The sequence below is a fragment of the Deltaproteobacteria bacterium HGW-Deltaproteobacteria-6 genome (assembly GCA_002840435.1).
Classification (GTDB): domain Bacteria; phylum Desulfobacterota; class Syntrophia; order Syntrophales; family Smithellaceae; genus UBA8904.
The window spans coordinates 665165-679573 of sequence record PHAT01000001.1 but is presented as its reverse complement, the minus strand read 5'-3'; the positions used below and the strand labels follow the sequence as shown (position 1 = coordinate 679573).

Here is a 14409-nt window from a genome sequence, read left to right as displayed (position 1 = left end):
CGTTACGGCCCCTGATGCCGGTTATGATATTAAAATGTTACAGTTATTATTGAACAACGGCTTAGATAAGGAAAAAGAAAATGACGCCTGATACTATTATCGGATTAATGGCGGAAACGATCAAGATTACGCTGCTGGTTGCAGCGCCCATGTTGATTGTCGGATTGGTGGTTGGCGTTTTGATTAGTTTGTTTCAAGCCGTCACTCAGATTCAGGAAATGACGCTGGTCTTCGTGCCCAAGATTGTGGCCGTTTTGATAACGCTGATCGCGGCGCTTCCCTGGATGATGGGGATGATGATCACTTATACGCAGAATTTATTTATCAATATTCCTTTGTATATCAAGTGAGGAAGATTTGCCGGACATAATGATCAGCGATGAAGATGGAGAACATTTAAATGAGTTTGCCTTTCCTGTCCGCAGAGCATTTCAATGCTTTTGTTTTGGTGTTACTCCGGGTCAGCGCCATTATTGTCACCATACCGGTGATTTCTGAAGCAACCGTTCCGGCTAAAGTCAAAGCCGCCCTGTCCATTATTGTTTCTCTGATCATCTTTCCTCTGGTGGCCTCTCAGATCCCATCGATCAATCAATTACATTTTATAGAGCTGATCTTTCGCATGATTGGAGAAGTGCTGATCGGTGTGACGATCGGTTTTGTCGCCAGACTGGTTTTTGCAGGCATTAGAATGGCGGGCGACATCATCGGTTTTCAAATGGGTTTTTCGGTCGCCAATGTGATTGATCCCATGACCTCCCAAATGTCGTCCGTCATCACCGAATTGCAGTATCTGATTGCCATGCTGGTGTTTCTCACCGTCAATGCCCATCATTTGTTTTTTCAGGCTATTATTCAGAGTTACGCTTTACTTGCTCCCCTGAGCTTTCATTTTTCGGGTCAGCTCATGCAGTTTATTTTTGATACGTCCAGAGATATATTCGTGATCGCCCTGAAAATATCCGCTCCGATTATGGCGGTAATGATCTTTACCAATGTGGGGTTAGGTGTTATGGCGCGCACCGTACCGCAGATGAATATTTTCATCGTCGGTTTTCCTTTACAGATCTCCCTTGGTCTCATTTTTTTAGGCATCACGGCGCCTCTCTTCGTTCACATAACACAGGCTATTTTCATCAGCCTGGAAGGTAAAATTGTTACGATGATGCGTTTGATGTGAGGGTTGCCGGGATATGCGGGTTGGACAAACAGGTAATGCATAACGAAATATTGACGCATCTGTCAAGCAACCAACTCTCGGCAAGCTGTCGAGGCATGAAATGAATGACAGCAAGCTGTAGAGAATGAATACTCGTCCCGCATTAACGGGATTTAATTGTTGGAGTCGCAATGGCCGAAAATGATGATCAGGAACGAACCGAGCAAGCCACAGGTAAGCGGCGCGAAGAAAGTCGTGAGAAAGGCCAGGTAGCCCGTTCCCAGGAAGTGATTTCAGTCAGTATCCTGGTCGCCGGTCTCCTGTTTTTTTACTTTGGCGGTTCCACCCTTGTTTTAAAGACGATGGATATCATGACGGTCGGGTTTCGTGAAGCCGGACAGGTCAATCTGACGCAGGATAGTGTGACGGCAATCATGACCAGCTATATATTTAAAGGGTTTGGAATACTATTTCCCCTTTTAATCGCAGTTCTGATTGCCGCCATTCTGGGAAATGTTCTGCAAATCGGTTTTATGTTTTCTTCGGAATCCCTTCAACCAAAATTTGACAAAATCAGCCCCGCCAAAGGATTCAAGAGGCTGTTTTCAATCCGTTCCATAGCGGAGCTTTTCAAGGGCATCCTGAAGATCAGTATTATCGGCGGGGTGGCCTACATTATTATTCGAAATGAATTCGATCATTTGATGCCGCTGGCGGATCAGTCTGCCTGGGGTATGTTCAGTTATATAGGCGGCATCTGCTTTAAAATACTACTTTACATGACAGTTGTTCTGGTCTTTCTGGCGATACTCGACTACGCCTATCAACGCTGGGAATTTGAAAAGAGCATTCGCATGACCAAACAGGAAATCAAGGATGAATACAAGAATACGGAAGGCGATCCGATGATAAAAGCCAGAATCCGCCGGATTCAGAGAGAAATGGCGCAGAAACGGATGATGGCCGAAGTGCCTAAGGCGGACGTGGTTATTACCAACCCGACCCATCTGGCGGTTGCTATTCAATATAATCCGGCAGATATGCAGGCGCCGATTGTCGTGGCGAAAGGAGCGGATTTTATTGCGGAGAAGATTCGAAATATTGCGCAGGAAAATGATGTTCTCATCATTGAAAATAAGCCTCTGGCACAGGTATTGTATAAGATTGTTAAAGTGAACAATGCTGTGCCGGAAGATCTTTACAAGGCGGTCGCGGAAGTTCTGGCATTTGTTTACGAACAAAAGAAAATAAAGATATTTGGATAATAAACAATGGCTGACGCACAAGGGATAACCGGTAGAAGTACATTCATGGATTCGGCGACATCGAATTCCGCCATGATCGCGATGGCTGTTGTCGCCATTCTCATGGTGATGATTATTCCGATCCCCACTTTTTTACTCGATATTCTTTTATCGCTGAGCTTGGCGCTTTCCATTATTATTCTTCTGATGTCCATGTATGTTTTAAAACCATTGCAGTTTTCAGTATTTCCATCAGTCTTGTTAATTGTAACCCTGTTGCGTCTTTCTCTCAATGTTGCCTCAACGCGCTTGATTCTCCTGCATGGCTCTGAAGGCACAAGCGCAGCCGGTCAGGTCATTCAGGCGTTTGGAACCTTTGTGGTCGGCGGAAATTATGTCGTTGGTTTAATCGTTTTCATGGTTTTAGTGCTCATCAATTTTGTGGTCATTACCAAGGGCGCAACCCGGGTAGCCGAAGTATCGGCGCGTTTTACTCTAGACGCAATGCCCGGCAAGCAAATGAGTATCGACGCGGACTTGAATGCAGGTTTAATTTCGGATACCGACGCAAGGCGCAGACGTATTGAGATTGAGCAGGAAGCAAACTTTTACGGCGCCATGGACGGCGCAAGTAAATTTGTCCGCGGCGATGCGGTCGCGGGTATTCTGATTGTTTTTGTGAATATCATCGGCGGTTTGATTATCGGCGTGTTGCAAATGGGCATGCCGGTGGTGGATGCCGCGCGAAATTATACGTTGCTGACGGTTGGTGACGGTCTGGTGACGCAAGTGCCCGCTTTGATCGTATCCACAGCAGCTGGTATTCTGGTGACCAGAACGGCAACAGCCACTGAACTGGGGGATGAAGTGAAAGCTCAGGTATTCACTCAGCCGAGAGCTATTGCTACGGCAGCCATCCTCTTATTTGTTTTTGCGCTGATTCCAGGCATGCCTAAAATATCATTTTTAATCGTTGCCGCGATTATCGCGTTTGTCGCTTATCGGGTAGTGAAAAGCATCGCCGCGAAAAAGCTTGAAGAAGAAACAAAAGAAATGGAAGCACCGGAGGCTGCGGAACCGGTGGATGCCATTGCGCCGCTTGATGCCATGGGCCTCGAAGTAGGGTATGCGCTGATTCCGATGGTTGATGCGTCGCAGGGTGGGGAATTGTTGCAGAGGATTAAGGCCCTTCGCCGTCAACTGGCCAATGAAATGGGTTTCATTATGCCGGCGATTCATATCCGGGATAATCTGAAATTAAAGCCGGATGAATATACTGTGTTGCTCAAAGGCATCGAAGTTGCTCACGGCTCCGTAATGATGGGGCATCATTTGGTCATTTCTACCGATGAAAAAAACATGAAGATCAAGGGAATTCCCACCAAGGAGCCGGCTTTTGGTCTGCCCGCGATGTGGGTTTCAGATAGAGATAAAGATGCCATCATGGCCAAAGGTTATGTCGTGGTTGATCCGGCCACAGTCATGACCACCCATCTGACGGAACTGACCAAAACTTACGCCGATGAGTTGATGGGACGCCAGGAAGTTCAATCTCTGGTCGATAATCTGGAACAGCTGTATCCGCGCGTTGTCAAGGAGATCGTTCCCAAAGTTATTCCGATCAATCTCCTTCTCCGTGTTTTGCAGCGTCTCCTGCGTGAACGAATTTCCATCCGCGATTTGTTAACGATTATTGAAACGATGGGTGAGTATATTGCCATGACAAAAAATGCGGATATTCTTACCGGCTATGTGAGGCAGGCTTTGGGGCGGGCGATTACCAAGCAGTATCAGGACAGAGAGGGCAATATCACGGTCATGATCATGTCCCCCGACATTGAAGACAAGATCAGCCGTTCCATTCAACATACGGAACACGAGTCGTTTGTCTCTCCTGATCCTAATCTCGTCAAAAAGATAGTCAGTAATCTGCAAAAAATGATCAGTGCATTTGCAGCGAGCGGCCTGCAGCCGATTGTTTTATGTTCACCCAATACACGAATTCATTTTCGTAAGATTCTGGAAAAATTTTATCCCAATCTGGTGTTTCTGGCGCACAATGAAATAGCCCGTGAAGCCAATATTAAATCTCTGGGAATGGTCGAGTGATCCTATGCAAGTGAAACGATACGAAGTAGCATCCATGAGCGAAGCCATGACGAAGATCAAAAATGATCTGGGGCCGGATGCCGTTATTTTATCCGCGAGGAAGATCGGAAGCGGAAGAAAAGAGGCATTTGAAGTCATGGCGGCACGTGATGAAAATATACAGGTTCCCCATAAAACTCCGATCGGAAAAGCTGATGCCTCCGAAGTTCGCGACCTGAATCCTCATGAGGATGTCTTTGCTTTTTTCCGCGCCGAGCTTAAGGAAATCAGAGAATCCATCAAAAACTTGCATGAACAAAACTCCCTCAACTCGGAGCTGGCCGAGATGAAGGAAACGATGAATTCATTCTTTGATATTCTGGGAATGAGAAAGGGCAAGGCTCCCCAGGATCTGAACCGGAAGGTGTATCTGCATTTGCTGGGCAACGGCTTTTCGCAATCCAGTTCCTGCCGTATCGTGGAAGCGATGAATCAGGCGGCGTCCTGGCCTGCACAATCGAGTGAAGCGGACGCCCTGAAATTAGCGGAAAAGCATATTATTGGTTCTTTGCCCGCTCTTCCCGAAACAGGGGCAGAAACGCGTATTAAGATGTTTATTGGCCCCACGGGTGTGGGAAAGACGACAACGCTGGCAAAACTGGCCGCACGGTATTCGATTATGAAAAAAATGAATGTCGGCCTGATAACTACAGATAATTATCGCATTGCCGCCGCTGAACAATTGGAAACCTACGCCAAAATAATGGGTCTGCGGATGGAGAAGGCTTCTACACGCGAGACGTTTGAAAAGGCTTTGCGGGTTCTTGCCGACAAGGACATTATTCTCGTGGATACGCCGGGCCGCGCGCGACCGGATGACGGATATCTTAACAAGATAGAAGAAACGATTTCCGATCAACGGATTGAAAAGAATTTACTGATTAACGCCACAGGCAGTGAAGATCACCTTGACAACATTGTCACGGGGTATTCCAGATTCCGGATTGATCATCTGATTGTCACTAAAATTGATGAATCCAGAAGATTCGGCAGGCTTTATGATGTTCTTTCCAGCACGAAAAAGCCGGTTACTTATCTCACCTGCGGGCAGAATGTCCCCCAGGATATTGAGGAAGTCACGCCGGCCAGGATGGCGGATTTAATGCTAAGATGCGCCGCGCATTGAGCGGTATGTGGATAAAACATTATGTAAATGGAAGTAAGGAGTGTTATGACCGTGGATCAGGCAGCAACCCTTCGGGAAATAAAGAAGAAAGAAATACATCCGGATAATCGGGAAGGAGCCCCCGTCAAACCGGGCGCTTATGCAACGCGTCGCCATGACACCCGTGTTATATCAGTGACCAGCGGCAAAGGCGGCGTGGGAAAAACCAACATAACAGCCAACCTGGCCTATCTGCTCGCGGGGCACAAAAAAAGGACGCTGATCCTGGACGCTGATGCGGGATTGGCTAACATTGATGTTGTTCTTGGGATCAATTCTCCATACAATCTTTATCATGTGTTAAACGGCGAAAAAACACTGACGGAAGCCATTATCAAGGGTCCCAGAGGAATAAAAATATTGCCTTCCGCCTCCGGAATTCCAGAAATGACGGATCTTTCCCGCGGACAGAAACTGACTCTGATAGATGAATTAAACACCCTCAACGACTCTTTGGATTTCATGCTGATTGATACGGGCGCCGGCATTTCCTCAAATGTCATGTATTTCAATATGGCGGCTAAAGAAATAATCGTTGTGACCACACCTGAACCGACCGCGATGACCGATGCCTATGCTCTGATTAAAGTACTTTATCAGCGACACGCCAAAAGACGATTCCGAATGATTGTTAATATGGTTCATAACGCAGCCGAAGCCAAGGAAATTTATACAAGGCTCAGTAACGCGACGGATCATTTTCTGAATTTAACTATTGAATATTTAGGCCATATCGTATTAGATGACAAAGTTAGAGAATCCGTCAGGAAACAAACACTGGTGGCTGAACTGTATCCCCAATGTCCGGCCGCGCGGTGTCTGGCAAAAATATCCGAAAAAATCTCCGCGGAGAATTTGGAAGAGTATGAAAACGGGAGCATTAAATTCTTCTGGGAAAGCATCATTGACAAAAATCGCGCATAAGCAGCAGCGTAATGACCTTATTATGCGATATGCGCCGCTGGTGAAGAATATTGTTGGAAGACTGGCAGCTAAATTGCCGATCGACGCAGCGGATAAAGAAGATCTTATCAATGTCGGAATTATGGGGTTGATGTCCGCGCTTGAAAAATATGACAAAACCAGAAATGTTCAATTTGAAACCTATGCAAGTTTTCGCATCCGTGGGGCGGTGCTCGATGAGTTGAGGGCGAAAGACTGGGTTCCCCGGGCGACCAGAAGCAAGGATAATAAAATTGAAAGCGCCATGAATGCGCTTAAAAAAACACTGGGAAGAATGCCTGACGAAACGGAGATTGCGGCACAGTTAGGTATTTCTCTGGACGAATATTTTATACTGCTTGATGAAGCCAGATGTGTTTCCATGATATCAACGGAAGATCTGCCGCCGGATTATCTTGAGAAATACGGTCGTGAAGATGTTTTAGCCGGCATTAATGAAGGCAATCCTCTGACCATGCTGGTGGACATGGAATTTAAAGACAAGTTGAAGCAGGCCATTGATCAATTGCCCCCCAGAGAAAAACTCGTTTTATCGCTTTACTATTATGAAGAACTGACCATGAAAGAAGCGGGCCGGGTGATGGAATTAACGGAATCGCGCGTCTGCCAGCTCCATGCCCAGGCCGTTTTACGCTTGCGCAGCACCATTAAGTTTGCCAGGTAGAAAAAGGTTCATTCGATGAAAAAGGCAAAATTAGATATATTGGAAGATCTTCCCGGCATAGAAATTGAGATGTCCGTTGATCAGCAGAATGCCCCTGACCATGAAATTGAAGACACAGGCGGAAGCGGTGGAAAGTGGGCATTCAATAAACTGCTGATAATTTTTGGGCCGATTATCCTGATTGTTCTGATCGTCGTCGGGGTTCTGATCTTTTATTTGATGGATACCGTTTCCCCCGTCCATCAAACGCCGGCAACCGGTAAAAAAAACTACCAGGCGACCGAACAACAATTACTGGACAAAACCAATTTAAATCAGAATGCCGTTAACCTCGCCGCCGTTGCCTCCGAAGCATGGAGGATCGTTTATCTTAAAGATTTCATGATCGACCTGAAGGATTCAAAAGGCAATAATTACGTTCTCATGTGTGACGTGGCTTTTGACGTTGACGGTAAAATTAATTTGGATCAATTGGAAAATAACACAAGTGTTCGTGATATAATTTACAAAGCAGCCCAAAGCAGAAGCGTTGTCGCCCTGAGATCTGTGGAAGAACGTAAGAAAATGAAAAAAGAATTGACGTCGGAACTGGAGAAAATACTGGGCAAGGGTTCCGTGAAAAATGTATATTTTATGAATTATTTTATTATGTAATCATTATCAATTGACTTCTTTCATATCTGATGCGTAGTATAAAAACCGGAGAAAAGAATGGAAAAAAGCGAAACGTATAAAGCATTGGAAGCTGATTTTACATCCACATTTATTCATGAACTTATGCCGGGAGTGCTGCATAATTTTGCCAATCCGTTAAATGGAATCATGGGGCGTTCAAAATTGCTGCAGAGGCGTATTGATGACACCGTAAGAAAAATTAACGAACAGTACCCCGAAACCGCAGCCGGTCTGCAAGATGAATTGCAGCGTATTAAAAACGATATTCGTTCCGTCAACAAGGAATCCGAGTCTTTTTTTGAAATGTTCCGTGATGCGTCCGGGAAATTTTACGCTCTGGCGGCTAAAGGAAAGGATCGCATTAATATTTCTCAGTTGCTGGCGGCGGAAATGCGTTTTGCGAATTTTTATCTGGAATTTAAGCATGAAATAACAAAAAATATGCAATTTGACAGCGATTGTCTTGATATCAAAGGGAATACTGCGGAATTATCTCTGGCTTTCTGGCGGTTAATCCGTTTCGCCATGACCCGGGCTTTAAAGAGTGAAATTAAAGAATTATCTCTGACAACTCATCATAATCATGAAAATATTTTGATATTGATAAAGTATTCCGGTGATGCTGTGCCGGAAGATGTCAGCAATTTTATTGCTCAATACTTTCAAGGTGACAATTTGGACATAGCGGATGTAAAAATGGAAAAAGGATTCCTGATGGCGCTTGTAATGTTGAAACAATATTCTGCGGGGATTCAATTTTCAACGAAAGAAGACAGCAACACGATTTCCATAACCATGCCCTATCGCGTTTCCGCCGGTTGAGAGAGGATATTTAAGTAATTCTGTTTTTTTGACGATGTTATGAAAAAGAAGTCCCGATTTCAATATGTTTTAACTGAAGCGGGGAGGACAATAAATGGTAAGAGCTATAGATGTTCAACAATCCATATTGCAAACATCGTCCACGGAGAAAATTCAGCAGATCCAGCAGCAGCACGCCGATATGCAGCAGAGGTATTTTCAGCTGAAATTGTCGGAAGAAGATCGTTTGGCACAAGAGAAGATCAGGCAATTTGAAGAAGCGGAAAAGGCAAAAATCAGGAGAAGACAGGAAAAAGAGGACAAGCAAAAAGGCGCAGGCCAGCATGCTCCTCGTCACGCAGAACCTCTGAGAGACGAAAATGATGAATCGTCGGAAGAGGGCAGTCTCATTAACATCAAAGTATAAAATGGAAATATCAAAACCCTTATTCCTGCAATTATTCATTGACCTGGCTTTGCTGGTGTCGATTATCGTCCTTCTGTGGCGTGTGAATGTCAATCTGAAAAAGCCTCTGATGAAATCTCATGAAGCGATGATGAGGGAACTCAAAACAATTACAGCCGAATCACAGGCGGCATCTGAAAACTTTCTCCGGGCTCTGGAGCAGAGCCGTCTGGCGCTCAAAGAAATCGCACTGGAGCTGGACCTCAAAGAACAAAGAGTTAAAACGTTGCTGGCGAAATCAGAGAGCGTTGAAGCCGATGCCGCAGGGAAGCGGGCCGCTTACGTTCCTCAGGACAAGTATGAACAGGTTATTCAAATGATCAGGAAAGGCTGTTCGGAAGCAAATGTAGCCGAAGCCACCGGTTTCACCGAACCGGAAGTCGGATTAATTGTCGATCTTTACAGGGTCAAAAATGAGAATGCCTGATGGCTGTCCTTCCTGTTAATTCAAACACACCTATCACTATAAATAAAACTGCTGAAACCGCAAGAAATAACCATCCCTTACCCAATCTGGTGCCGGGAGAGACTCTGACCGTCAGCGTTATTGAAAAGCAATCGGCCAATCAATATCTCATGGCGATGAAAGATGGTGGTCCCATTGTGGCCAAAAGCGATATTTCTTTAAATGTGGGAGAAAAACTTCAGGTTAAAGTCCAGAGCGTTCAGCCGCAGATTATTTTAAATGTTATCGATACACAGAAACAAAGTACTGACGCCAAAGTGAATGAAAGATTGCTGCAATGGCATGTTAATCCTGACTCGTTGATCATGCTCCTGAATAAAGTTGACGAATTTTCCGCCAACCTTAAATCGGTTAATTTATCGCAGGTGATGTCCCCCCCCAAAATTGACGCCTTGATGAAGCTTTTTAACAATATTATTTTTTCATCGCAGACCAAAATAAATCCGTTGTTTGTAAAGGATTTTATTTCTCAGTTCGGCCTTTTTCTGGAAAATGATTTGAGCAGGATTGCTTCGCTTTCTTCAAAGGACGGCAAAACGCCTATACTTGTGGAGAATTTAAAGGCTTCTTTGTTAAATTTATCGGCAGCGTTAACGGAAACGCTCAAGGATATCACGAAACTTGATACGCAGATTGCGGCAAAATTGATGAATCTCTCTTCCTTTACCTCGGAGGCTCTTAAAACGATTGAAGCCAGGCAGGCGGTCAATGTCGTTTTCCAGCAAAATGAATCCGGACTATATCTCCAAATTCCTGTCGCTGCGGGAGAGACTTTGCGTCAGGCGGATATTTTCATAACCCCCGATGATAAACACGCAGCCGGCGCCAAAAAATATTCAGCCTGCAACGTTGTGATCTTTCTGAATCTGGATTACCTGGGGGAAATTAATATTAACGCATCTGTGCGTGAAGGCCGTATTCGTTGCCTCATTAAATGTGAAAGTGAAGAGGTAAAATTACTGCTTGCCGCATCGGCCGACCAGCTGAAAAAGGCGCTGGGTGATATTGGTTACGGAATCGACCAGATCGATTGTTTAAAGGCATCCGAACTGAAGCTTAGAAAAACTGAATTTATCGAACAGCAATTATTGGGTTCGCTGGATTTGGTTAATCATTTTGCTTAAAGACAAAATATGAAAGACAGCAAAGAAAAAAAACAGCTCACCAAGATGGCCGCGGCCATTCAGTATGACTCAGAGAAGAGAAATGCGCCTGCCATAACGGCCAGCGGCAAAGGGACGATTGCTGAGAAAATAATCGAAGTAGCCCGGGAGCAGGGTATTCCGATAAAAAATGATCCCGATCTGATCCAGGTGTTGAGCAAACTCAAAGTCGGTTCGGAAATTCCGGTTGAACTCTACCGGGCCGTCGCGGAAATTCTGGCCTTTGTTTATTCCCTCAACGAAAATGAACGTACCAATAAACAGCCGTAAAATCGTCATTTAACCTGTCCCGGAAAAAAATTCCCTGCGGTAAAAAATTGCCTGATTACCGATGTTGTTCATCTCATGCTGGTTAATCGAAGCATTCTGTTTTAATGGTCACGATGTTAAAAATAATTCTAATATATTAGTAAAAATGAATACATGCATGGAAACGCTGATCTGAAAAAACATCTAAAACAGGCATGGATATTATATGGCACATCGCTTGCTTTAATGAGTCAGAAAAGAGGGAGAACCAGGATGCTTTATAATGTAACGGACATTGCCAGAGCCGGCGCAAGAAAACTTTCGCAGCTGGATTATGTGACAAATAATATTGCCAACGCTTCCACGTCCGGATTCAAAGCAGAGCATATGTATTTCTCCATGAAAGGTAAAGAAGTTCAACAGGGAGCTCTGGTTGAACTGGGAGCCACCGTTTCAAAGATGGATTTCTCGCAAGGCACATTGAGGGTTACCGGAAATGTTCTGGATATCGCTATTGAAGGCGATGGGTTCTTTACGATTGAGACTAATCAGGGTGAGACTTATACGCGCAACGGCAGTTTTGTTCTCAATAAAAATAATGAACTGGTAACGCAGTCCGGCGAGTATGTTTTGGGAGAGTCCGGAAAAATTATTATTAATGGCAGCAAAATTGACATTGATCAGCAAGGTTCCATTTATGCAGATGAAGCGCTGGCCGGGAAATTAAAAATATCCTCTTTTGAGAACCCTCAGTTTTTGACTCGTTCGACGAATGGCGGTTTTATCGATAATAACAAGGCAGGTCTGCAGAATGCCAAAGAATACAGAGTATCATCCGGATACGTTGAATTATCCAACGTCAATGCCATTCGGGAAATGACGGATATGATGGAAATTCAGCGGACTTTTGAAACATACCAGAAGATGATTTTGACATTGCAGGATTTAGACAAGATTTCCACCAGCAGAATAGGAAAATTGATTTAAAAGGAGAGAATAATGATCCGATCATTATGGACAGCGGCAACCGGAATGGTGGCCCAGCAAATCGAGCAGGATGTTGTTGCCAACAACCTGGCCAATGTTAGTACGGTGGGCTTTAAGAAAGCCCGGGCTGATTTTCAGGATCTCATGTATCAAATCTACAGCAAGTCCGGATCAGAAACCACTCAGGGCAGTCAGTTGCCCACCGGCCTTGAAGTCGGCATGGGCGTCAAGCCCATGTCCACTCAGAAACTCTTTACAGAGGGTGACCATCAGCAAACGGGTAATCAATTTGATTGGGCTATTGAAAAAGATGGTTTTTTCCAGATTGATGATAACGGGACTACTTATTATACGCGAGCCGGCAACTTCAAGCTGGATAAAGACGGTGCGGTTGTAAATTCTGAAGGTCTGAAACTGCTTCCGAACATCACCGTCCCGACCGCAACGGTTTCTTTTACGATGGATACCGGCGGTACCTGGACGGCTGCGGATAAAGAAGGCAACCCGCTGGCCACAGGCAGGCTGGAATTGGCGACGTTTGTTAATCCCGCCGGGCTTAGCAGTGTCGGCAGAAATCTCTTTGCCAAATCGGTGGCCTCCGGCGATGCGATTACGGGCAATCCCGGAGAAAACGGGATAGGAACCGTTTCACAGAGTTTTCTGGAAATGTCCAACGTCAACGTGGTTGATGAAATGGTGCGGATGATTGTCGGACAGCGTGCTTATGAAATCAACTCCAAGGCGATTCAGACCGCCGACAGTATGCTGGGGATAATCAACAGCCTCAAGAGGTCGTAAGTGATGATTAGACTGAACGGAAAAATTCTGGCTTGCACTTTGATGATTTGCTTTCTGGCTCTTATCGGTCCGACATCCGCTTTCTGCAAGCAGGTCGATGAAAAAATATTGATGCATGAAATCCGTCAGCACATTGATAATAATATGCTCTGGCCAGCCGAAAACGTTCGCATTGAGCTTCTTTCCGGTCTTCCAAATGTAGAGAATGTCAACGGTAAGGTGACATTGCGCATTGAAAGCAGATCCAGAGAAGAATACATTGGCGATACATCTTTCAATGTTCGCATTTTCGTTAATAATATCTTTTTCAAAGAAGTGCCTGTTCGTGTCAGAATAGAAGTATTGCGTGAATTTGTGATCAGCCGCAATAACATCTCCAGAGACGCCATCCTGTCGGACAATGATGTGACTGTGCAAAAAAAATGGGTGAAAAACATTCCCATGAATGCCTTAGCGTCATTGGATGAAGCCATCGGGAAAACCATTGTTGTGAGTGTTCGTCCTAATATGCAAATTACACGCAGTATGCTCAAAAGCGCCATGCCGGTGAGAAAAGGGAAAATGGTGCAAGTGATTCTGGATAATGGCGTAATGAAAATGATGATGAATGGTGTGGCGGAAGAAGACGGCGCTGAAGATGCGCTGGTGAAAGTGCGCAATCTCAGTTCCAATAAAGTTATTCACGCCCGAGTGGTTGGTCAGGCTAAGGTTCAGATCGATTTTTAGGGTTAGAGGTATATATGAAAAAACAATATTCAATATTAATTTTGTCGGTCGCCACTGTCGTGTTTTTAATAACCGGATGTGTGCCGCCGAAAGAAGTTGTTCGTCCAGACGTTATGGAAACACCGATTCAGCAGATCAGACAGCCGGCTCCGGCCCCTGGCTCCATCTGGCGCGGTGAAAGTGACAAAAACATGATATTTACCGATAAAAAGGCAAGATACGTCAATGATATCGTCACGATCATCGTTGCGGAAGCGGCTTCAGGCGGAAACAAGGCCTCTACTGCTACCAGCCGTGATACCTCGACTGATGCTTCGATCACATCTTTTTTAGGTATTGAAAATGCAATTATCGGCAACAACGCCAGCATGGGAGGCAAAATAGGCCTGGGTGGAACAACCGCAAACGCTTTAAAAGGATCAGGCGATACGAGCCGCAACAACACTTTGATTGCTAAAATCAGTGCCAGGGTGATTCGTGTCTTGGATAATGGCAATCTGCTGATCGAAGGCAGACGTCAGGTAACGATCAATGCGGAGGATCAGTACCTGATCATCGGCGGTATCATCAGACCTGAGGATATCACCCCTGAAAATACCATTGCTTCGCAATACATATCAGACGCCCGCATTGTCTACACCGGTGAAGGCGTCATCAATGACAAAATGAGACCGGGGTGGATGACTCGTCTTGTGGATTGGGTCTGGCCTTTCTAAAAGGGAAAACGATATTCGG

The 14409-nt window shown here is 45.1% G+C and carries 17 protein-coding genes; all 17 read left to right on the top strand.

Translation table 11 applies throughout. From position 1 onward, the window contains the following. The first annotated feature begins 80 nt into the window (after nucleotides 1-80). On the top strand, nucleotides 81-350 hold the full coding sequence (fliQ, locus tag CVU71_03110) for a flagellar biosynthetic protein FliQ (GenBank protein ID PKN20784.1): 270 nt from the start codon (nucleotides 81-83) through the stop codon (nucleotides 348-350). A 50-nt stretch (nucleotides 351-400) separates the two neighbouring features. Further along, the gene (gene fliR, locus CVU71_03105; protein ID PKN20783.1) at nucleotides 401-1180 is read left to right on the top strand and encodes a flagellar biosynthetic protein FliR; all 780 of its coding nucleotides are present in this window, start codon (nucleotides 401-403) and stop codon (nucleotides 1178-1180) included. A gap of 170 nt (nucleotides 1181-1350) precedes the next feature. Then, on the top strand, nucleotides 1351-2424 hold the full coding sequence (gene flhB / locus CVU71_03100; GenBank protein ID PKN20782.1) for a flagellar biosynthesis protein FlhB: 1074 nt from the start codon (nucleotides 1351-1353) through the stop codon (nucleotides 2422-2424). Nucleotides 2425-2430: 6 nt separating this feature from the next. Further along, nucleotides 2431-4512, top strand: a complete 2082-nt coding sequence (gene flhA, locus CVU71_03095; protein ID PKN20781.1) for a flagellar biosynthesis protein FlhA — start codon at nucleotides 2431-2433, stop codon at nucleotides 4510-4512. Nucleotides 4513-4516: 4 nt separating this feature from the next. Continuing rightward, nucleotides 4517-5677 (top strand): flagellar biosynthesis protein FlhF, encoded by a 1161-nt coding sequence (gene flhF / locus CVU71_03090; GenBank protein ID PKN20780.1) that lies wholly within the window; start codon nucleotides 4517-4519, stop codon nucleotides 5675-5677. A gap of 27 nt (nucleotides 5678-5704) precedes the next feature. After that, nucleotides 5705-6640, top strand: coding sequence for a flagellar synthesis regulator FleN (locus CVU71_03085; protein ID PKN20779.1), 936 nt, complete (start codon nucleotides 5705-5707; stop codon nucleotides 6638-6640). Then, nucleotides 6582-7343 carry a FliA/WhiG family RNA polymerase sigma factor gene (locus tag CVU71_03080; GenBank protein PKN20778.1) on the top strand — a complete coding sequence of 254 codons (762 nt, stop codon included), beginning with the start codon at nucleotides 6582-6584 and terminating at the stop codon, nucleotides 7341-7343. The genes CVU71_03085 and CVU71_03080 overlap by 59 nt, the downstream gene beginning before the upstream one ends. Nucleotides 7344-7358: 15 nt before the next feature. After that, on the top strand, nucleotides 7359-7997 hold the full coding sequence (locus CVU71_03075) for a hypothetical protein (protein PKN20777.1): 639 nt from the start codon (nucleotides 7359-7361) through the stop codon (nucleotides 7995-7997). A gap of 57 nt (nucleotides 7998-8054) precedes the next feature. After that, nucleotides 8055-8840 carry a hypothetical protein gene (locus tag CVU71_03070; protein PKN20776.1) on the top strand — a complete coding sequence of 262 codons (786 nt, stop codon included), beginning with the start codon at nucleotides 8055-8057 and terminating at the stop codon, nucleotides 8838-8840. Nucleotides 8841-8934: 94 nt separating this feature from the next. Continuing rightward, the gene (locus CVU71_03065; protein ID PKN20775.1) at nucleotides 8935-9246 is read left to right on the top strand and encodes a hypothetical protein; all 312 of its coding nucleotides are present in this window, start codon (nucleotides 8935-8937) and stop codon (nucleotides 9244-9246) included. A gap of 1 nt (nucleotide 9247) precedes the next feature. Next, the gene (locus tag CVU71_03060) at nucleotides 9248-9712 is read left to right on the top strand and encodes a hypothetical protein (protein PKN20774.1); all 465 of its coding nucleotides are present in this window, start codon (nucleotides 9248-9250) and stop codon (nucleotides 9710-9712) included. After that, a complete protein-coding gene (locus CVU71_03055) occupies nucleotides 9712-10875 on the top strand; it encodes a hypothetical protein (GenBank protein ID PKN20773.1) in 1164 nt (387 codons plus the stop codon). The genes CVU71_03060 and CVU71_03055 overlap by 1 nt, the downstream gene beginning before the upstream one ends. 9 nt (nucleotides 10876-10884) lie before the next feature. Further along, nucleotides 10885-11184, top strand: a complete 300-nt coding sequence (locus CVU71_03050; protein PKN20772.1) for a flagellar biosynthesis protein FlhB — start codon at nucleotides 10885-10887, stop codon at nucleotides 11182-11184. Nucleotides 11185-11337: 153 nt separating this feature from the next. Further along, the gene (flgF, locus tag CVU71_03045) at nucleotides 11338-12150 is read left to right on the top strand and encodes a flagellar basal-body rod protein FlgF (protein PKN20771.1); all 813 of its coding nucleotides are present in this window, start codon (nucleotides 11338-11340) and stop codon (nucleotides 12148-12150) included. 12 nt (nucleotides 12151-12162) lie between these two features. Then, a complete protein-coding gene (gene flgG / locus CVU71_03040) occupies nucleotides 12163-12948 on the top strand; it encodes a flagellar basal-body rod protein FlgG (protein PKN20770.1) in 786 nt (261 codons plus the stop codon). A 3-nt stretch (nucleotides 12949-12951) separates the two neighbouring features. Continuing rightward, entirely contained in the window at nucleotides 12952-13674 is a 723-nt protein-coding gene (flgA, locus tag CVU71_03035) for a flagella basal body P-ring formation protein FlgA (GenBank protein PKN20769.1), read from the top strand. Nucleotides 13675-13688: 14 nt separating this feature from the next. Further along, nucleotides 13689-14390 (top strand): flagellar biosynthesis protein FlgH, encoded by a 702-nt coding sequence (locus CVU71_03030; GenBank protein ID PKN20768.1) that lies wholly within the window; start codon nucleotides 13689-13691, stop codon nucleotides 14388-14390. Nucleotides 14391-14409: the final 19 nt, after the last annotated feature.